General features: G+C 43.5%; 23 protein-coding genes. 3 read left to right on the top strand and 20 right to left on the bottom strand.

Translation table 11 applies throughout. The features are described 5' to 3' along the window. Nucleotides 1-443: 443 nt before the first annotated feature. Complete coding sequence (locus J8Z23_RS07260) at nucleotides 444-647, top strand: hypothetical protein (protein ID WP_005395134.1); 204 nt, start codon at nucleotides 444-446, stop codon at nucleotides 645-647. Nucleotides 648-722: 75 nt separating this feature from the next. Here the strand turns inward: J8Z23_RS07260 and J8Z23_RS07255 are convergent, their stop codons facing one another. The 20 genes from J8Z23_RS07255 to J8Z23_RS07160 all read right to left on the bottom strand — a co-directional run bounded on the left by J8Z23_RS07255 (nucleotide 723) and on the right by J8Z23_RS07160 (nucleotide 16,839). Further along, nucleotides 723-2,201, bottom strand: a complete 1,479-nt coding sequence (locus J8Z23_RS07255; RefSeq protein ID WP_048626456.1) for a hypothetical protein — start codon at nucleotides 2,199-2,201, stop codon at nucleotides 723-725. Nucleotides 2,202-2,210: 9 nt separating this feature from the next. Beyond that, the gene (locus J8Z23_RS07250; protein WP_237311621.1) at nucleotides 2,211-2,669 is read right to left on the bottom strand and encodes a CesT family type III secretion system chaperone; all 459 of its coding nucleotides are present in this window, start codon (nucleotides 2,667-2,669) and stop codon (nucleotides 2,211-2,213) included. Between the two features lie 230 nt (nucleotides 2,670-2,899). Continuing rightward, nucleotides 2,900-3,877: a type III secretion system effector VopR gene (gene vopR, locus J8Z23_RS07245; RefSeq protein ID WP_420666549.1), complete on the bottom strand. Its 978-nt coding sequence runs from the start codon at nucleotides 3,875-3,877 to the stop codon at nucleotides 2,900-2,902. A 10-nt stretch (nucleotides 3,878-3,887) separates the two neighbouring features. Continuing rightward, nucleotides 3,888-4,334: a type III secretion system chaperone gene (locus J8Z23_RS07240; protein WP_031780449.1), complete on the bottom strand. Its 447-nt coding sequence runs from the start codon at nucleotides 4,332-4,334 to the stop codon at nucleotides 3,888-3,890. A gap of 264 nt (nucleotides 4,335-4,598) precedes the next feature. Next, nucleotides 4,599-5,762 carry a VopS family T3SS effector adenosine monophosphate-protein transferase gene (locus J8Z23_RS07235; protein WP_434635267.1) on the bottom strand — a complete coding sequence of 388 codons (1,164 nt, stop codon included), beginning with the start codon at nucleotides 5,760-5,762 and terminating at the stop codon, nucleotides 4,599-4,601. 3 nt (nucleotides 5,763-5,765) lie between these two features. Further along, nucleotides 5,766-6,251 (bottom strand): CesT family type III secretion system chaperone, encoded by a 486-nt coding sequence (locus J8Z23_RS07230; RefSeq protein WP_233059801.1) that lies wholly within the window; start codon nucleotides 6,249-6,251, stop codon nucleotides 5,766-5,768. A 131-nt stretch (nucleotides 6,252-6,382) separates the two neighbouring features. Beyond that, nucleotides 6,383-7,021, bottom strand: a complete 639-nt coding sequence (locus J8Z23_RS07225; RefSeq protein WP_434635266.1) for an HrpE/YscL family type III secretion apparatus protein — start codon at nucleotides 7,019-7,021, stop codon at nucleotides 6,383-6,385. Continuing rightward, complete coding sequence (gene vscK, locus J8Z23_RS07220; protein ID WP_114322286.1) at nucleotides 7,000-7,665, bottom strand: SctK family type III secretion system sorting platform protein VscK; 666 nt, start codon at nucleotides 7,663-7,665, stop codon at nucleotides 7,000-7,002. The genes J8Z23_RS07225 and vscK overlap by 22 nt, the downstream gene beginning before the upstream one ends. Next, the gene (gene sctJ / locus J8Z23_RS07215) at nucleotides 7,658-8,404 is read right to left on the bottom strand and encodes a type III secretion system inner membrane ring lipoprotein SctJ (RefSeq protein ID WP_118781028.1); all 747 of its coding nucleotides are present in this window, start codon (nucleotides 8,402-8,404) and stop codon (nucleotides 7,658-7,660) included. The genes vscK and sctJ overlap by 8 nt, the downstream gene beginning before the upstream one ends. After that, a complete protein-coding gene (gene vscI / locus J8Z23_RS07210; RefSeq protein WP_005377202.1) occupies nucleotides 8,404-8,748 on the bottom strand; it encodes a SctI family type III secretion system inner rod subunit VscI in 345 nt (114 codons plus the stop codon). The genes sctJ and vscI overlap by 1 nt, the downstream gene beginning before the upstream one ends. A gap of 8 nt (nucleotides 8,749-8,756) precedes the next feature. Then, entirely contained in the window at nucleotides 8,757-9,392 is a 636-nt protein-coding gene (locus J8Z23_RS07205; protein WP_434635265.1) for a YopR family T3SS polymerization control protein, read from the bottom strand. Then, complete coding sequence (locus tag J8Z23_RS07200; RefSeq protein WP_047009830.1) at nucleotides 9,389-9,748, bottom strand: YscG family type III secretion system chaperone; 360 nt, start codon at nucleotides 9,746-9,748, stop codon at nucleotides 9,389-9,391. The genes J8Z23_RS07205 and J8Z23_RS07200 overlap by 4 nt, the downstream gene beginning before the upstream one ends. Nucleotides 9,749-9,751: 3 nt before the next feature. Continuing rightward, entirely contained in the window at nucleotides 9,752-10,000 is a 249-nt protein-coding gene (gene sctF / locus J8Z23_RS07195) for a type III secretion system needle filament subunit SctF (RefSeq protein WP_005395161.1), read from the bottom strand. A gap of 17 nt (nucleotides 10,001-10,017) precedes the next feature. Further along, on the bottom strand, nucleotides 10,018-10,221 hold the full coding sequence (locus tag J8Z23_RS07190; protein ID WP_012841766.1) for an EscE/YscE/SsaE family type III secretion system needle protein co-chaperone: 204 nt from the start codon (nucleotides 10,219-10,221) through the stop codon (nucleotides 10,018-10,020). Beyond that, nucleotides 10,208-11,509 carry a type III secretion system inner membrane ring subunit SctD gene (gene sctD, locus J8Z23_RS07185; protein ID WP_434635264.1) on the bottom strand — a complete coding sequence of 434 codons (1,302 nt, stop codon included), beginning with the start codon at nucleotides 11,507-11,509 and terminating at the stop codon, nucleotides 10,208-10,210. The genes J8Z23_RS07190 and sctD overlap by 14 nt, the downstream gene beginning before the upstream one ends. 5 nt (nucleotides 11,510-11,514) lie before the next feature. Further along, nucleotides 11,515-13,389, bottom strand: coding sequence for a type III secretion system outer membrane ring subunit SctC (sctC, locus tag J8Z23_RS07180; protein WP_152814879.1), 1,875 nt, complete (start codon nucleotides 13,387-13,389; stop codon nucleotides 11,515-11,517). Next, nucleotides 13,386-13,814: a YscB family type III secretion system chaperone gene (locus J8Z23_RS07175; RefSeq protein WP_074191269.1), complete on the bottom strand. Its 429-nt coding sequence runs from the start codon at nucleotides 13,812-13,814 to the stop codon at nucleotides 13,386-13,388. The genes sctC and J8Z23_RS07175 overlap by 4 nt, the downstream gene beginning before the upstream one ends. A gap of 12 nt (nucleotides 13,815-13,826) precedes the next feature. Then, nucleotides 13,827-14,807 carry a T3SS regulon anti-activator ExsD domain-containing protein gene (locus J8Z23_RS07170; RefSeq protein WP_434635263.1) on the bottom strand — a complete coding sequence of 327 codons (981 nt, stop codon included), beginning with the start codon at nucleotides 14,805-14,807 and terminating at the stop codon, nucleotides 13,827-13,829. A 148-nt stretch (nucleotides 14,808-14,955) separates the two neighbouring features. Then, nucleotides 14,956-15,816, bottom strand: coding sequence for a helix-turn-helix transcriptional regulator (locus J8Z23_RS07165; protein WP_006741517.1), 861 nt, complete (start codon nucleotides 15,814-15,816; stop codon nucleotides 14,956-14,958). Nucleotides 15,817-16,416: 600 nt separating this feature from the next. Next, nucleotides 16,417-16,839: a YscW family type III secretion system pilotin gene (locus tag J8Z23_RS07160; RefSeq protein ID WP_434635262.1), complete on the bottom strand. Its 423-nt coding sequence runs from the start codon at nucleotides 16,837-16,839 to the stop codon at nucleotides 16,417-16,419. 387 nt (nucleotides 16,840-17,226) lie between these two features. Here J8Z23_RS07160 and exsC point away from each other — a divergent pair, with 387 nt between their 5' ends. Then, nucleotides 17,227-17,673 carry a type III secretion system regulatory chaperone ExsC gene (gene exsC / locus J8Z23_RS07155; protein WP_005397386.1) on the top strand — a complete coding sequence of 149 codons (447 nt, stop codon included), beginning with the start codon at nucleotides 17,227-17,229 and terminating at the stop codon, nucleotides 17,671-17,673. Nucleotides 17,674-17,681: 8 nt separating this feature from the next. After that, nucleotides 17,682-17,987: a T3SS regulon translocated regulator ExsE2 gene (gene exsE2 / locus J8Z23_RS07150; protein ID WP_005397379.1), complete on the top strand. Its 306-nt coding sequence runs from the start codon at nucleotides 17,682-17,684 to the stop codon at nucleotides 17,985-17,987. Nucleotides 17,988-18,042: the final 55 nt, after the last annotated feature.

Raw genomic sequence — 18,042 nt, 5'->3', positions numbered from 1 at the left:
TCAGCTCCTAACCGTGAGCTATTGATGAAATATTTAGTTCGAGTCTCTTCTTAGTTTTCTTTCGAGTCATTTCGTTACTCAACTCCTGTAGCAACTTATTCTTTATCTTCCATTAAATAGCCTCAGTTTTGATTTAAATACGAACGAGAGTTAGCTCTCTTAGCATGGTTATCACAACGCGCTGTCTTTACATCGATAGGTTTATAAGGAATTTAACCTTATAAAAACAATCATTAAGCGTCAAAATAAGACATAACGCTGCATAGCCACTTCGTGTATATATCATCACTATTTAGGAATAGTCATTAGCGGTGAAATATATTAATCAGCGCGATGACAATGGAATATTTAGACTTAATTTAAACCATTTTGACTTCGTTATTCCTATAAAAGTAGAGGTTAATTAGATTAACCTTTAATAAACACGCTCTAGAGGAATAAAAATGAGAAAAAAACGAGATAGCTTTCAAAAAAAGAATAAAAAAAGCAATTATGAAGATAAGTTTGAGTTGATGGTAAAAGAATACCACAGCGCAAAAGAAGTATTAGACGCAATGCCAGAAGGTTCGGCTGACTACGACAAGCAGAAAAAGCACTGTGAATCTCTATTTGCTAATGCCGAGCGCTTTTTTAAGCGAAATCAGTAGGCCAATTTAACGCCTAGATAAACATCCAGCAAAACACCATATACGGTAAGGGAGCAGATGCTCCCTTACTTTCAATTAAACCCAACCTTCCGCTAAGTACATCAGTCGCAATTGACTTGGTGAGCCCAGTTTATCTAATGCATCCAACTGAGCGTCACTCAGGTTTGGGCATTTATCAAGGTATACTCGTCCATTTTCTGCATCAAGTGGCAGTTTGTAAGTCAGCTTTTCATTGATTTGACTCGCCTCACCTTTATCGATCGCTCGAACTGCAGGCATGAGCCAATCCCAATCTTCGCCCAATAGCTTTTTAAACGCACTATGAGCAGTTGCCTCAGTTTTACTTGGCGCATCTTCTGGACTTAGCTTCAAGATAGAATCAACGTCAGGGACTAAGTGTTCACCTGGCTCTGAGCCCAACATCTTTTTCAACGTTAAGCGAGCAGCTTCCATCTCTTGTGCTTCTTTAGGCGCTTGAGGTGATGTCATCGCCGTGTTCTCTTTAGGGCCAAGGTACGCCATCAATGCGCGTACAGAAGCTGGATCTTGCATGCTGAAGGTAAAGTCTCCTTTGGCATTAGAAACTTCAAGCCTTGGTAAAACACCAGACATCTCACCTTGCATGAGTTGTTCTTTGACTTCTGTATTTAGTCCGTATGCTCCAGCTTGGTTCGCAACAAAACCACCACCACTGATGATGCCAGTCGTGGCAGCCGAACCAATGGCTTCTTTTGCTATCGGCGTAACACCCGCTGTCGCTACGGAGCTCACACCAAAAGTACCCAAGCTCCCTGTCGCCATGCCCAATGTTGCCCCAACTGCACCTTCAGCTGATAACATTGCATGACCTTGAGCCAATGTTTGTTGCATCGGCATAGAGAGACGTTGGTCTCGCCCTGGAAGCTGCGAAATTTGCTCCAGCTGATGGTGGTAAGCTTCAGCATCGCCATTGACTGCCGCTTTGTGCAGCTCACGTCCTGTTGAAATTAATAGCCCTACGCCAGGCAAAGCTAGGTTGATGACTGCATTAACGCCAGAACCTTTCAGTTTTTCTTTGCCCATCTGTAACAGTTCGGCACCAAAACCATCCATTTTCCCCGGGTACTGAGCCTCTAAACTCACCTGCATACGCGGATCTTTGCTGATCGCGTCAAACGTATTTTTAAGCTGCTGGTACGTATCGCTGCTCACCTTGACTTCATCCAACAAGCTGACAACTTCTAAGATTTTGCGCTCAGTAAGCGGCTCACCGCGATAACCAGAAGGACTCACTAGGGAGTAAGCCAACAGCGCAACCTCAGGTTTTTCTTGCTTAAGTAACGCCTGCTTTAAATCAAGGTGAGTTTTGATGTTTTCTTGGAAAAACTTAGTGTATTTGCTTCTCAACACGCCTTCGTGGATAGAAGCAAACTTGTGACCTTTGTGGAACGTTGAAGGTTCTTTTACCTCACCTCTTTTACTGATCACTCGGTCATCTTTTTGCGCAGCGACTGCACGAAACTGTTCTAGATCAGGTACTGGGCTTTGGCTGATTTTTTGCGTTGTATTGACCATTTTTCTCTCCTACACACGAAGTGATTGAACATGAGCTTGTTCATGATTAGGGGTGGTTGGAATCGCTTGATCCAACATTGCAAAACGCGCTTGCCACAATTCAGTCTGTTCAATAACCTCATGAAACCAAGCAGTAAGATTCGTCGTGTTTAGGTGCTCAACGGGTTTACGTCCCGCTAAGACAAGCTGTCGACCATTTGGGGCTAAAGCAAGTGCAAGGCTGCCACTACCGATGCCCTGATAATTAGCATGAGCAAGAAGCTCTAAACCTTTGAGTCTTTGTTCGCCCGACTTTTCTAATCCTCCGAAAGTCACGGACAACATTAAATCATCCGTATCTGTCGCGATGAAATACAGCATGTAGCGATCATCGACCAGTAGCTGACAACGTTCATTGTCTTCAAAACTCAGTTCGGGTAACTCATTGAGTTGGCAAAACTCCAAGAGCAGTTGTTGAATCGTGTTCATAACTTTTTCCTTTTGTTTCAATAACTCTATTGAACAACGATTGCAGATTGAACGATGTCGGTAATGGCTTTATTTTTATCACTTTCTCGTCTTCATTGTGAGGTTTTCCGCAGAAATCTCGCTGTGAAAATGAGTTGCCAGAGTAATAAAAAAGAGCAGCTCAGGGCTGCTCTTTCAATAAAGGTTAGAAGATTAGTATTATGTGTTTGCTCACTTCTTTTGCAGAGTGACTAACCCAGTTTATGGCTATCAAAAATGACTTCTGTTGGCGGGAACATATTCGAAACAGGTGGTCGTTGCGCATCTCCAAACATTGGTGCACCGAATGCGGATGTGGCCCAAGGGTCAACAATTTTCACATCCTTACTCCATGTTGATGGATCTTTGATATCACTCCCCTCTTGTCGACCAACCAGTACATAAAGGTGTGTACCTGAATGACCCTTTTTAAACGCAACCACTTCGACTTTAGGCTCACCTTCAGGTGTGCCTGACATGCCTTGAATCATCTCAGCAGCGGCAGCAAAGGCAAATGTAGTACAGCAGCCGGCTTTCGCGTTTTGTACTGCCTTAGCAATGTTTTGTAGGGTGCTTAATTGCGGTGCGGTTCCTCTTTGTGCTGCAGCTTGAACTCCGTTTGCGGACATAGTCGCTCGTTGATCTTGCATGATTCGCGCTTGATTCGCGTGAAGCGCTTCTAGTCTAGGCTTTCCTTTGGTTTCATAAAACTGCGAACCTTTTACACCAAATGTATTTAAGTCTGTACAGGCAAAATCACCAAGCTTTTGAAGGTTAGCTTTATGTTCGTTGATCAGCGCTACACTCGATGAGGTTTTATTCGCTTTAGAAGAAGAGACCGCCGTTTGTGCGGCTGGCCAATGTGAGCTCGGACCAGACGACAATCTCTCAAGATTTTTCAGGCTACCAAGCGTTAACTTGTTTTCACCGTTCAACACATTTTGCAGCATCAGCTTCGCAACGTCTTTAGGAATGCCCTGCTTCGTGAGCAGATTCACCACAATGTCTTTCGCTTTATTCTGGTGGCTAATACGCGCACTGACGCTTTTATTTTTAGGCGCCCCTTCTTTAACAAAAATATCTTTGCCATTATGCGCTCGAACCTCTTTATCGTCAGCTTGATTTTGTGTCGCCAAATGGGACGTTAACTGACTCAACGAATGCATGTGTGATGTATTAATATTGACCATGTTTGATGCCTTAAACCTGAATAAATGCGTGTACGTCTGTTTGGCTAAAATCTACGACCGTATTGTTCTGAAATAACTGAGCCCAAGTATCCACTAGCTCATTCAGTTGAATCATCAAGTTAGCAATGTTGGTGAGTTCACTTTCGGCCGCGATGGCAACCTGAAGAACCACATCTTTAGTGGTTGGATTCACGCAAAACTGCACACCGCCGGTTTCTCGATATAAGAAGTTGTATTCAAGTAAAACTTGAAGTTTGTCTAACGTAATATCCTCTTGTTCTATGTGCAGGTTTTTAGAAATCAACAACTCGCCTTTTTCCTCCACAAGCAGAACATCGACACTGTTATTTTCAGCAAAATGCAGTGACCACATTTGATCGTCATACGCTGTCACGCGCTCAAGGTTCAGCACTTCTCCCAGTTCAGAGAGAAGCATATTAATCTTTCCTGTATCCATGTTGTGTCCTGTCTAATTTAATATACCTAAGTAGCCTCGAAATATCTGATGCAGCGAGACGACTTGGGTATAACGGCTTATTTAAATAAGCTCATAAGGATAAGAGCGATTTTATTGCGTGATAGACACAAGAGCTTTATTTAAACGTCTCAATTTTATTGCTATTAGCCGTTTTAGCGAGGTTGAAAAATGAAGAGTAAGTTGGATAAAGAAATAAGAAAAGAGCGGCAATCGCCGCTCTAAAATTGGAATAGAAGAGAAAAATTACTTGATGCCGTGAAGGCTGTTCTCTGCGTTCATAGCCAAAGGATTGAATGAGTCGTTACGAAGTTCTGCTATCGCGTATAGCATGCGTCCCATGCGACCGTTTCCATCGGTGAACCCGTGATATCCAATGACTCCTGCAAACAAGTGTTTACCCAGATCTTTATCCGCCACTGGGTTTTCTTTCAAAAATCCTTCAATGTGCTGCTTTAGCATCCCCTCACCGCCAATACTTGAAGGCAAAGTACCACCCGAAATATTTGGCCCTCGGTAGTCACGTTCAACATCAGGTACCAATCGAGCGTGTAGCTCTTTTAAATTGTCCATATTCAATAAGTCTTTACCATTAGACGCGTACTCTTTAAGTAAAGACGTAATGTTTTCGGCATCGTTTCCTTTAGAGTTAGAAGCATTAATGATCCACGCCGCAGCTCGTTCGACATTATCGGTGACGCCACTTTTGTTAAACGCGTCCTCTGCCATTCCTTCAGCGTATACACCTTGGCTTAGATCGGTGCTTGCTAGACCTTCGATATGGCGTTGCGCCGATTTAAGATGCATCACCTCCATATCAAACACCGCTTGCATTTGAGTGATGCTACCTGCTGGATTTTTTTGCGCTGCAGACACACCACCGCCATAGTCTTTTACTACACGTCCAGCAAGTGACTTCGCTGCACTTTCGCCAATCAGTGATGTGAGGTTTTTACCAGAATCGGTTTCTAGCATTGATTCTGTCATTGCTCGCTCCGCTAACTGGTTTAGCTCAGCAGAGTGCGATTGGACCGTTTTGCTATCCAATTTTGCGAATGCATTTAATACATCTGATGCGGTTTTTATGTTTCCATCTTTGAAGAACATTTGTCCATGCTCAACAGAAGAAGCAGCTCGTAAACGCTGAGCTTGGCCTTGCTCATTATCAAATACGGCTTTTGTTAGGGCTTTCGCAACCGATTGTGGGCTGCCTTCGCGAAACAGTTTTCCTGTCGCTTCAAAAAATCGTGCTACCGCACCATTAGTAGGATTGGTACGAGTAAATTCTTGGGTCGCTGCGTTGATTTGGTATTCTTTGCCACCAATACTCAGCTTGCCTTCGTTTAGTATCTCGTTGCGAGCTTGCGGCATGGCAGCCTGCAATGCGCTAACACTTCCAAAACTGATCATGTTTTAAACCCTTAATGTGGAAAAATGAGTAGTACTCGTTACCGGCACTTCGGTTGTTTTATTGATTACTTTTTGCGTGTTCGCACTTTTTAGCCATTCGATGAAATTCGCTAATGATTCATCAAGAAAAGAAGCAGTTAACAGTTGCTGGTGCAGGTGTGTGAAACCGATGTATCCCGTTTCTGCCTCCCAGAATACCGCTGGAGAGCCTTGCGTTAAGGCATCTTTCATATGTTGACGCAAAACATCATCACTCGGCTTATCGCCTGAAATCAGCCCAATAAGTGTCAGGCGATCTTCTTGTGCGCGAATTGTGATTGCTGTGTTTTGGTCAATGAGTAGATGACAACAATCATCCTCATCAAAAACCAGCGACTCCAGTTGGCAGCGGCTGGCAAAATCTGTCAGTAAAGAAGTTATAAATCCATTAGCCATTCGACTAAATAATCCTATTTTTGTTGTTTTAGAGGCGCTGCTTGGTTGCAACACTTATCAACTAAGCAGCTTTCTTAGGTGTATTCTTAAGGATTTATGGCGGTGAATATTTTAGAAATGGTCGGATTTTTTTTGTTTAAAGGCATTAAAATGAAAAAACTCAGCAAGTGCTGAGTTTTTAAGATTTATTCATGAATCGTAATTTTACGCTCACTGAGCTGCTTCACCATCGCTTGCTTTAATGCATGCAACTGTCCATCAATACTGGCGTCGATGATCCCAACTTCAGTTTCCAGAATGCAGCCTCCATTTTTCAAGCGAGCGTCTGCTACCACGTCAACGTAACCGACTTCAGGGTAATCACTCAATACACCAGCCACCTTTTCCCTCACATCAACAAACTGCTCTGGATGGACATGTAAAATGACCTGCTTTTGGTTGCTCACCAATTGCAACGCTTCTCGCACGACGCTCACCGTGGTATCGACATCATCAAAGGTATCGATGATCTTACGTACCGCTTCTAACACCACGCCTGTCATTTTTTCTTCGACTTGCTGATAGTAATCATTACAACGCGCTAGGGTTTCAACCATCGTTTGCGCATTTTCAATCTTGGCTTGTGCGAGACCATCTTGATAACCACGTTGTTTTTCAGTTTCGTAGGCTTGTTGGGCATTAGCAATTATGCTTTCAGCTTTGGAGTTCGCGGCTTCAACTAAGTGTTGCGAATCAAGATAACTGGCATAATCTTTCGCTTTCAGCACCTTTAAGCCAGGTGCCAGCTGCAAGTTGTCTGTTTTTATTTCAACAAATGAAACCATTGGGGAATAACCTGTTTTGCAATTTTTTTTGTGAGTCGATACGCCAGATCTCGCTGATCTTTTGCCAACCAGCTAGCCATTTCCGTACTCTCGCTGAGCTGCTGTTCTAGTTTGAATTGCCAACGCAGAACAATGTCTTCTGGCGAGTTAACTAAAACAAACCTTATCCAGGAGTACCCAAGCGCTTGCATTTTTGCTTCAACAGACCGCTCATCCAATGATTCAGGCAACGGATGTTGCCAACCTTGCGGCCAACTGGATAACAACATCGGCCCGTTTTGAATCAAGAACCGAGCACCTTCCAATCCAAAGACGTTGTTCAGAACCTGTTTCGGATGTTTTAAAACAACACCTCGCATTGCCACACAATGTAAAGCTCCGCCCACCATCAATACGAGTTGATTCAACGCATCCGCTGGAAGCAACGCCAAGCTATGGCAAGGTTTGTTAAAAGCCGTCTCTGGAACTGGAGATAACGCCCACTCATTTATGCACCATTGGTTAAACATGGGGTTATCTCTCCAACCTTCAATATTTAATAACCAAGGCTGTTTCTGTTCTATCCAACTTTTATGGATGTATTGGCAAGGCGCGTAGTTAAATTGATGTTGTACCTGCGCGAGTGGTGTTTCTGGTTTAACCACGCTTTGTGTTCCTGCGGCACCAAGTAAAAGTAGCGATATTTGAACCGATAAGCGCAGCTACCAAGAACACCAGGATGGCGACAAAATTATTCGCCGTCTCTTTGGTGACCTGAACCGACAAAATGCTTTTAAATTGATTGTTTTGAGTAGCAACTCGTACCTCTGATGAGGGTACCATCACTACGCTGATTCGATCGTAATTCAACCCCTCAATACTGTTGTTCACCAATAATTTGATCTGCGGAACATACGAGTCAAGCGCAATATCCGCCGCATGTTTAATAAACACAGAGGCAGATGCAGGCGTTGGACGCTCTCCTGGACGTAGATCTTGATCTTCCAAAACAACATGAACACGTGCCACCAGCACGCCATCAATTTGAGATAAGGTTGAAGAAAGTTCTTGAGATTTCGCGTACACCAAACGTGCTCGTTCTGCTAATGGCGACGAGATCAAATCGTCTTTAGGAAACACCTCTTTCAATGTAGAAAACTGCTCTCTTGGATACCCTTTTCGCTTCAGCGCGTCTACAGCGAAGGCGATTTGAGAACTGTCTACCATTAACTTGACGGTGTTGTCTTTGTCAGGTTCTTTTGTTGCAACGACACCTTCGGATAATAAGATCGACAACATCTCATTCCCCTCTTTCTGAGTTACGTTGGTGTACAGCTCGGTCTGACAACCCACCAGAAACAACGTGAGCATGATGAAAGCCGCTCTCATTTTATTCATCATCACTATTGTGCCTTCAATAAGGTTTCTACGTTTTGTGTGGTTTTACCCACGGTTTTTGCGATCAGCTCTTCTTGAAAAGTAATGCGCGTCAGTGCCCACTGCATTTGCAGTAATTGGGCCGGATCATCACCCACCATCTTCATGTTGTCTTGCAGGTTACTTTTCGCGTTATCGATAGTATTTTTTAACTCGCTGATGTTTTCGAGCAAACCGCCCTCCAGGCCATTATTCGCCTCGGGAACCGACATGGCTTGCTCGAAACGTTCACTTAAACCGTCCTCGACTTGTGCATCCTGCAACTTATCAATGTTGGTTTGCATCACCTCGGTGTACTGCGTGTTTATCATATGTACTCCTAAGACAAATCTAACTTGTGACTATGAGTCACGATGTTTTTCACCATCGCATTTTTTTGAATCATGAAGCTAAGCTCATCACGAACCATGTCCAGTGTTGATGCCATATCAGGTAACGACTTCAACTCAGCCCAGCAGTGCCACAAGGCTTGTTCTTTCTGGGCACCAAGTGGAAAATGCTGCGCCAACATTTCTTTAAGTGCTGCTTTATCGACAGGTGGCTCGGCAATAAGCTGTCCCGAAAAATTCCCTAGTAACTCCTGCTTCAATACCTTTAATAAATCGGCTTGCGGGTGTTCGGTGCCCTTTGCACTCTTCGCCTCATAAAAGGCGTACCACATTGCCTCTCGTTTAACTTGAGGATCGGAGAACGCTTCATTCAACGACGATATGACGCTTTGTTTACTGACAACATCTGCGTCTTTTAGTGATTCATGCCACACTTTGATGTCCGCCAGTTTCGCTTCTGTTTTCTCTAACGTCTCTTTTGGAGAGGCGTGTGAAGCTTCCGCTTGTTTGGCATTACGCTCCATGAGCACACTCATCTTATCTTCATCGCTCCGCTCATAATGGCGCGACTCCGATTGGCGCAGAGGTTGAGGCTGAAGAGTTAGATTACTTGAATCAACGATCATCCAAGGTTCCTAATGTCCTGAGAAAAGCTTGCAGCAAATGCTTGGCTTTCTTCGCTTCCCTGTGATGCGAGTTCTACCCAACTTTCCGCTTTGCTCAATAAACCAGCTTTGGCGGAAGCAAGGGCTGCTAAACTGATCAGATCTGGATAGGCGTTGCAAAGTGGTTCGAGCAATTGATGAGCCTCTTCGTACAAGCCTTTATTCATAAGGCTCATTGCACGAATCATCACCACGGTCTCTTCAGAACCAGAGCTTGCTTCAAGGCCGTCCGCTATCGTATTAGCTTCTTGATGACGATGCATACCGGTTGCCATCAGCGCGATTTCAGCCAGCAATTGGCGCATTTCTCGTTCCATGCTTTATACCTTCTGGAGAATCGACTGCATCACATCTTTAATCGCACGAGTGGTGGTCGCATTGATGTTGTAAACAACAGACCATTTGTTGATCGCGTGCTGAAGTTCAGCCAGCTTAGATGGATCATCGGCGTTTGTTTCTAGGTTCTTGATGGCAGTCGTCACTTCTGTGTTGGCATCTTTCGCTTGTTTTTCTAACTTAGCTTTAACATCATCAAGGTTTACACTGTTACTAGCATCGTAAAATGACATAAGACTTCCTCGTATTTTTAGTTCGCTTCGTATGATTCAACGACCGCATGTGCGGCGGTGTAAGCTTCATACTGTTTGAGTAGCAATTGGTACTGCTGTGGTGAGCACCCTAAATCCAACTGACGTTTCACCACCGCTTGTGCTTCTAAGAGCTTGCTCTTAATCTTGTGCACTTCCGCACCGTTTTTGTCGTTATTTAAAATTTGTTCAAGATTTGTCATTGTTCGTCTCGCCCTCGTATCCGAGTTCTATTGTTATCACCCGCCCGCCTTTGACCAGCTCAATGCCAGCAGGCGTAACACTGGATATGCGGTAGCCTTGAGGCGTTCTTGCACCAACCATGTAACGAACGTTATCGGTCAGAATCACATATGGAACCTGACCAAAGTTAACGCTACGAAACGGGAAATCGATGTTGGTGCCTTTACTCACCTTAGGTATGGATTTCAAAACTAAATATGGTTTTTCACCATATTGTTCTCGGAAGTCTCGAGTCACACCGTAAAATCGAGTCGTTTCGATATCATCAAGTTCCCCACGTACTTCGATGCGATCACCGCTGGTAACCAACTGGACTTTTTTCAGTAGCTCTGCATCCGTCAATAAGGCTTTTAGCGTATCCATGTAGGCACCCGCTCTTTGCAGTTCAACCTTCCACGCTACTAGGCCCGGTACGTCTCGCTCTAAAATTTGCTCAACTTGGTTCCAGCGGCTGGCATCATCGATATAACCCGTCAGTAACAGTGTGCCCGTCTCATCCCCATTTTCGACTTTCACCTGGTGATAGCCGAGGTTTCGCAAAATAAATCGAACCCCGCGACGGATTTCTTCCATCGTTCTTAAGTCACTTTTGTAATTGATACCTAGTACATCAATTCGACCAAGCAGATCGAGTTTCTGAGTTCGATCTTCAACATAGCCTTCCAAAACCGCTTGGCGTGCGGCGGCATTCCATTCCACACGAACGTCGCTAAGTTTGAGCTCGCCTAAGATGTTGCGCACCAAAACAATGGGTTCTGCTTCTGTGACAGTCTCATTATTGTTTCCGTTAGCTTGGCTGTACCACATACCAGCAAAAATGACACTCGGGACAAAACTACAAAGCAAGGCGATGAGCGTTGTTTTTTTCCAGCTAGAGCGTTGTACAGCAACAACAGGTGTATCCTGTTCGCTAGATTCGTCGCTGACGTTACTCACGATTAACGCATCTTCTGCGTACCCCAGTGCGAACTTCACAACGCCTACAGAGACAACGGCATGGCGTGACAGCTCGATCCCATCACCTTCAACAGAGATGTTTTCACCGTTAATATTTGCCTCTTTGCAGGCTCGTAAAATGACCGAGTCTTGCTGGCAAACCAACGTGAAATGGTTAGCTTCGACCCCAGCATCAGACAGCACGAGATCTGCGATAAAGTCGTCACTGCCAAGCACAAGAGCGCCCTCAGGTAAGGTGACTTCAACTCCGGAATGCACGCCTGATAAAATACGAATTTTCCATTGCTGCATCGCGGTTAAGGCTCCTCTGATGGACGCACACACTCACTTTGTGAGTCATCGCATTCCAATACTTTTACACGCCAACCCTTTTGCCCTGTCGGCAATTGGCACTGCGTCAATTGAGACGACTGTTGCTGTGACAATAAGTCTTGCTGATAGCGCTCTGCTTGAGTCTTTGATGTGCAGCTATACACTTCGACGACCGATTTAAATTCAGCACTGTTGTTGGAAATATTGTTGAGCTTGCCAATGCTTGGTCGCAGATCGTACTCATTACCAATCAACACACTATCGCCAATACCATCCACAACGATTCGCGGTTCTAGAATAAACATGCGCACCGTGCGGCGTTTAGTGTTGGTATTACTTCTAAACAATGCACCTAAATATGGGATGTCTCCTAGCAATGGCACTTTACGTAACTGATGGCTCACTTCATCTCGGTACACACCACCGATAAGTAAGCTTTGCCCTTGTTTCACCGTCGCTAATGTGCTGATTTCAGTTTTACGCACGGAAGGAAGGTCGTCGACACCACCATCGGTAATCTTTGCCCCGTCTTCGAGATGAAGGCTCAGATTGATTTCTGGTCGGGCAGCAAACCTGTCACCAACGATACGCGGGACAATTCTCAGTAACGTGCCATACGTGACCTCTTCCAGTGCTGCGGTCTCTTTACCAACCAGCTTGACGTAAAACGTGCTGCTGTTGTTTAGTACCGCTTCGACATTTTCTTGGGTTAGCAGTGTTGGTCTTGAAACCACTTGAGCACTGCCTTGAGATTCCAATAATCGGATTTGAGCCAACAGGTAATTCAGATTGGTTGAATCAAGCAAAGACTTAAAATTTTGTCCGCTGCCGAGAGTCACATCACCCGAACTCACATCCCCTGTTGTTTTGATATCAACAATTCGATTATTTCCGACAGACACTCCCGCTCGCCAATCCACGCCTAACTGACTTAAATCGTTGGCACTGATGTCGACAATCGATAACGCAACTTCAATTCTTGATTGCGGTTGGTCCAATTGAGCGACCAGTTTGCGATAGAGCGGTAATCGCGCTTGAGTATCACGAACAATAATCGCATTAAGGCCCGGCTCTGCTTCAACCGTTGCTCCGCCATGAACTGAGGCGGTTTTATTGCTTTTTACAGGCTTATCTGAACTGGTAACTTCTTTACTCGACGCGCTCGTGACTTGAGTTTGAACACCAGACACGACTCGCTTTAAAACCGAGGCGATACCCGGAACCGTAATGGTCTGATCTCGATATGCAATTTCTCTATCCGTTGCAGAAGCGTACTTCAAAGGAATTATTTCAACGAATAACTCGTCGGTTGAATTCGATTTCTGCAGCAGGCGCGTTTCTAATGCTTCGGCCGTTTGTACAACTAAGTCGACATAACGTGGAGGACCTGCAAGATAAACCAACCCTTTACTTTCAGCGGCTCTCCACCCATAGCGCGAATCCCACACTCCAGTGGAAATTAACGTGCTTCGTAGCTCTCTGGCGGTCAATAATTCTAATTGGAGTAAACGTGAGCGCGTTTCTGTCGCCTTATAGACATGTAAGACGGCACCATCGAAATACCACATCAAGTTATAGACTTGCGATAAGTAGTCGAGGAACTCAGCCGGATCATCAGGAGTAAAACGTCCACTCACTCGATCATTAACTTTGTCACTCACCGAAACCGAAACGCGATAGTTTGCGCCAAAGTTATTCAACAACTCTTTTAATGAGTCGTTATCTGCATAGTATCGGAATGGTTGTTCGGGCCAGTGTAAGTCTGTTGCTTGTGCGAATCCCAACGGAGCAAAGCTCACAGCACACAACAGTATCTTTGTGGCAGTACGTCTGATGTTCGGAAAGACTTTTCGCATCATGGCAACCACACATTATGATTAATCGTGTGGTTCACGCGCTCTTGCTCCAATAATGCCATATAACGCTCACATAGATTAACGTGCTTAGAAAGCAAAGAAGAGAACAGCTCAATCGAACAGTCCTCGATCCTCACTTTGCTTTGTAAAATCAGCTGCTGATCATCATTCGCTGTTAGTACGCAGCCATCTTCACGGATTGTTTTTAATGAGAGCTGCATGCAACGTTGTAACGCTTGTTCTTGTTGATAATCTAGATGCTCTTTAAACTGGAAGGGTAAAGCTGCTTCCCATAAAAACCATGATGCGTGTTGTTTGATGGTCAGTGACAACTGATCAACCTCGATGTTGTAAGAGCCATTTTCTGAGGCAATAAAATCCCCTACCTTTAGCGTTTCCGCTAAAGATTTCATCATCTTATCTAACATTTAACGCCCTATTTAAATCTGGCTGAGGTGATTGCAAGCCTGGCCGCACTGGCCGCTTTGAGTGTCAAAATAGTAGTGATCAATGTCGCCAACAATTTGCATTCTCTTGAACCACTGCCATACTTTCGCAACCGCATTTTGGTCGTTGTAAACCACATCACATGCATCCCAGACTTCGTTCAGCTCAGGAGCTTCAAGTCGAACTTCCGAACACCACTTTTTCCACTCAGAGATAAACTGAGCAGTCGTAGAAGTGTACTCTGCGAACCCTTTAAGCTCGTCTAGGGACGGTTGCCACTTCTCAATTAACGAACGATGACATTCAATCACTTGCATCTGTTGTTCGCTCAACGTCCCGAGTTGATCTTTCAACTGGTGCTGTTGGCGCTCAATTAAATCGAGTTGCTGTTGTACAAACACCGCACTGGTGTCCTCTCCCGATAGTTTCGACCAATATTCCTTTTGAATATCGAGCTGATTGATAAGCTGTTCCACTTTAATGGAGGCATGCAAAGCGCTTTGATCAACTTGACGGTTAATCCACTCGTTTAGAGATAAATGAAAACAAAGCATCAACGTTTTTGGTGCCGCTAAATTGAAGCGAAAACCAAGACGCGCGTTGATGTATTCCAGTCTTTGTTCAAAGGTCACGAGTGTGCGGCTATCACTGAGCTGCGACCCAATTTCCAAAAATAAACGCATGGCGAATCGGTCAAGCGACGCACCGAGCTTTTGATACGTTTTCACCAACTGGCTTGCGCACAGGCTATCGACGACGCTTCTATCCAACAAGCGCTGAAGTAAAGATAACTGTTCATAATTAATGACGCCTTCACTCAACAATTGTCGGTGATTGACGTGCACAACATTGAAATCCTGCGTTGATCTAGAAGCACTTTCATATCGAGCTCCTCTCTGCAAAACAGTCACTTTCCGTTGTGTCACAATGCTGTCTGGAAAAAGCGAACGGCGTCGCCAATGCTGCTTTTTCATTTATGTTCGTCTCCGCACCCCTCTCGAACGATCCAGAAAGAAAGAGGTGTAATAATTTTTAATCGTTCGTTGTTACATGGCGCATAATAGAATTTACGCTGATGAGTGACTTTCAAAATTAGTCAGAAAATTTTAGTCCCAAGTCATTTCATTTCGCGATAGCTACTTGATCGTCTCCCGAACGTACACGGCTTGGCGTCGTTCCAAAACGACGGCGGTAACTCTGCGTAAAGTAAGACTGACTAGAAAACCCAGCCTCCATCGCCACATCCACGATGCTCATCTTGCTCGTCAACAGGAGTTTATGAGCGTGCAACAATCGGCGCTCACTGATCCAAGCTCTTGGAGAAATGCCATAGTGCTCATTAAATAGCTCTTTAAAAGTCGTTAAGCTAGCACCAAACTCTTGCGCATAGTCAGTCAACTTCCACTCTTTGAGGTAGTGTTGTTCCATAAATCGACGTAACCGTTCCGATGTTCGGTTAGTTTGTTGTGACAGCAACGCATAGAGTGATTCGCCCCCTTTGCCGTGCAGCAAAAGAATGAGTAACTCTTCATATTTTAGGCACATGATCGCATCTGGATACGCCTGTTGCTCAAGCGTCTGCATGCTGGAAAGCACTTGCTCTACGAGTATGTTCAAACCAAAAGTAAACAAGCCAGAACAAACTTTATCTACCTTGGGCAGCATCATCAAAAGATCACTGTGCTTTTGTAATAACTGGCTAACGAGTTCGTTGTCGTAGGTTATAATCGACGCTTTGTATGCCCCGTCTAAGGGCGAGTACTCGAATAAGTAATCCCCTTGGGATAGAAACACCCCGTTTTCTGCCGCAACATCGATTGTGCAATCACCTGTTTGAACTCGAAGCTGACCATTGTGAACGACAACAATGTGAGATTGGTCTGAGTGAAATACTTCGTCAGATTTTTCATAGCGGGAAAAACTACGAATTTTTCGCGAGCTCGAGCCGACCTTTTCTGTGTTTAGTTGGCCTGACACATCCATTTTCTACCCTTCATTATTTTGAGTTTCTCAGTACGAGTGTTGAGAAACTTTCAAAGCAATACTTTGATTGTTGTTATTTCTAAGTACTGCTATATCAATTAAAGAAGCAAAGAAAAGAGCATAGAAGTTCATATCACTTACCATACCCCCCGAATAATTAGCGAATATCCTAAGCATTACCCTTACCTAAAGGTAAAAGTTTATCTTAGTAAACTCTGCTGTCCGTCTTTATTATTTTTATCAGATAGCGTTTATTATTAGCCAAAACTTAAATATCCTTTCGTTATTAAAGTTTAGGATTTTTGTTATACATTAGAATAAAATTAAATAGATTATGGTATCGTTTATCGAACAAACTGAAATTTCCAAAATCTTAAAATTGTATATTTTATAGCCTAAAACGCCAAGCCAACGTGTTCAAGGAGCGAGATATAATCATAAAGAATGCTATTTTTGCAACAAGTATAAGTCTAAAAAACAACTGACCCGATGACTTAAACCATGTGATTAATGTTTGTAAAAAACAACAAAACTTTCACAACAGGAAAGTGCAAATCTTTATTTTTAATAATTTAGTAAGGTCTAATTAAATGTAACCGATTACTTTTCATCTGGTTTTTTTTTTGGCACGAGCATCAAATTTTCCTGCTTTCCCTCCACTGAAAATAAATAGTTCTTTTCTTTTTCCGCTACAAGTTCCCCATTCGAGTATAGCTTTCCAATTATCTTCATGTTTCCGTCACCAGCTTGAATCGGTGCAATTAAAAATGAATACTGTACGGGTAATTGAACGCCTTGGTAGTGCTGCGATGCAGACCTAAGGCACTGATTTTCAATCACTTTGCATATCTCCACATCAAGAGACGTAATCGAAGGTGGAAAGTATCCATCGACAGAAACCCAACCATAGAGTGCCGCCTGACTCTTTGTGTCAAAGCTACCTTCCCTTACAATCGGCACAGATTGACTACACCCACTTAGTAGGAATAGTCCGACAAAACCAGCCCACATAGAATTGTTCATTATGACACCATAAACTTATTTTATAGACTTAGTTCATTTTAATTTCACACAATTCTTTATGTAAAAATATAAAAGATCAACTTATATTTATACTACAAGCGGACAATAAATCGCATTCTTCAACAACACATATTTAACATTAGATTTAATTTAACTCATCGTGACTGCACCTTAATACACTTTCAATTAGGCGGGTATATTAGAGAACAAAGATATTTAAATATCTAAGAAGCACCACAATATGCATCAGAGCACATTTGTTATCGCTGTTCTATTTAGCTCACCGAAATTAAAAACCAAAATATAATAACAACCGACCAATATTGATAAACACGAAGAGATACATCTAATATTTTCCTTGATAAAATTTCAAAAGGGACTATTCCTATGTCAGCACGCCAAACTATCGATGAGATTTTGCTAAAGTTTGCTCATCAAATAGGCTTGCCTGCACTGCATCTAACGGAAAATGAAGTAAGCTTAGCGTTTGATGATAATCTAAGAGTGCATATCATCTTTCATCCTGAATCGACAACCCTCCAGCTCGAAGCTGAGATTGTTGGTCTTCAAATCGTTAATTCCGATCTCTATCGTTCTTTCCTAGCCTTTAATTATCACTGGCCTGAGCATCAATTATTCTTTAGTTTAGATAATCATCGACATGTACTCTGTTTAAACCGACTCATTAACATTAAGCGACTGGATTATGAGTATTTTGAAACTGCTTTGGCGGAATTGTTGACGCAAAGTGAGTCGTGGGAGTCGTTATTGTCTGCTCATGTCGCCACTGCTGAGGTAGCTCCGATGCCACAAACTTTAGACTTAAGAGTTTAGGTGTCTCTATGTCCAACGACATCCAATCTAAATACACTAACTTACCGGTTCATGAAGTAAAGCAAGCGCAGCAAAGTGATGCTCTGCCACAAGGAACGTTTCATGGCCGCAAAGTGACCCTACTCTCTTCATCAGAAAGCAGTTTGGCTCGAATGAGCTCTAAAAGAGAACTTAGCGAGTGTTTAAACCAGTTTGCGAGTCTTGAGTCTTGTAATCGCGTCTTGGATTTTGATCAGCAGTTTAGTCTTGAAAAGCAAAACACCGCGGTCGAAAAACTACTTGAACGAAAAGTGACCGTAATTCAACGTTCCTGAGCACGCAATATAAATGGGTTCAAAATATAAATTTCACGGATATACATCCTCCCAG

The sequence above is a fragment of the Vibrio sp. SCSIO 43086 genome, from assembly GCF_051132235.1.
Taxonomy (GTDB): domain Bacteria; phylum Pseudomonadota; class Gammaproteobacteria; order Enterobacterales; family Vibrionaceae; genus Vibrio; species Vibrio diabolicus.
Note: the sequence above shows the minus strand (reverse complement) of the source record. Positions and strands in the feature narration are given on the sequence as shown.

Coding starts and splice junctions, on each gene's coding strand:
- J8Z23_RS07260 (WP_005395134.1), top strand. CDS start 444: ATGAGAAAAAAACGAGATAGCTTTCAAAAAAAGAATAAAAAAAGCAAT.
- J8Z23_RS07255 (WP_048626456.1), bottom strand. CDS start 2,201: ATGGTCAATACAACGCAAAAAATCAGCCAAAGCCCAGTACCTGATCTA.
- J8Z23_RS07250 (WP_237311621.1), bottom strand. CDS start 2,669: ATGAACACGATTCAACAACTGCTCTTGGAGTTTTGCCAACTCAATGAG.
- vopR (WP_420666549.1), bottom strand. CDS start 3,877: ATGGTCAATATTAATACATCACACATGCATTCGTTGAGTCAGTTAACG.
- J8Z23_RS07240 (WP_031780449.1), bottom strand. CDS start 4,334: ATGGATACAGGAAAGATTAATATGCTTCTCTCTGAACTGGGAGAAGTG.
- J8Z23_RS07235 (WP_434635267.1), bottom strand. CDS start 5,762: ATGATCAGTTTTGGAAGTGTTAGCGCATTGCAGGCTGCCATGCCGCAA.
- J8Z23_RS07225 (WP_434635266.1), bottom strand. CDS start 7,021: ATGGTTTCATTTGTTGAAATAAAAACAGACAACTTGCAGCTGGCACCT.
- vscI (WP_005377202.1), bottom strand. CDS start 8,748: ATGATAAACACGCAGTACACCGAGGTGATGCAAACCAACATTGATAAG.
- J8Z23_RS07205 (WP_434635265.1), bottom strand. CDS start 9,392: ATGATCGTTGATTCAAGTAATCTAACTCTTCAGCCTCAACCTCTGCGC.
- J8Z23_RS07200 (WP_047009830.1), bottom strand. CDS start 9,748: ATGGAACGAGAAATGCGCCAATTGCTGGCTGAAATCGCGCTGATGGCA.
- sctF (WP_005395161.1), bottom strand. CDS start 10,000: ATGTCATTTTACGATGCTAGTAACAGTGTAAACCTTGATGATGTTAAA.
- J8Z23_RS07190 (WP_012841766.1), bottom strand. CDS start 10,221: ATGACAAATCTTGAACAAATTTTAAATAACGACAAAAACGGTGCGGAA.
- sctD (WP_434635264.1), bottom strand. CDS start 11,509: ATGCAGCAATGGAAAATTCGTATTTTATCAGGCGTGCATTCCGGAGTT.
- sctC (WP_152814879.1), bottom strand. CDS start 13,389: ATGATGCGAAAAGTCTTTCCGAACATCAGACGTACTGCCACAAAGATA.
- J8Z23_RS07175 (WP_074191269.1), bottom strand. CDS start 13,814: ATGTTAGATAAGATGATGAAATCTTTAGCGGAAACGCTAAAGGTAGGG.
- J8Z23_RS07170 (WP_434635263.1), bottom strand. CDS start 14,807: ATGAAAAAGCAGCATTGGCGACGCCGTTCGCTTTTTCCAGACAGCATT.
- J8Z23_RS07165 (WP_006741517.1), bottom strand. CDS start 15,816: ATGGATGTGTCAGGCCAACTAAACACAGAAAAGGTCGGCTCGAGCTCG.
- J8Z23_RS07160 (WP_434635262.1), bottom strand. CDS start 16,839: ATGAACAATTCTATGTGGGCTGGTTTTGTCGGACTATTCCTACTAAGT.
- exsC (WP_005397386.1), top strand. CDS start 17,227: ATGTCAGCACGCCAAACTATCGATGAGATTTTGCTAAAGTTTGCTCAT.
- exsE2 (WP_005397379.1), top strand. CDS start 17,682: ATGTCCAACGACATCCAATCTAAATACACTAACTTACCGGTTCATGAA.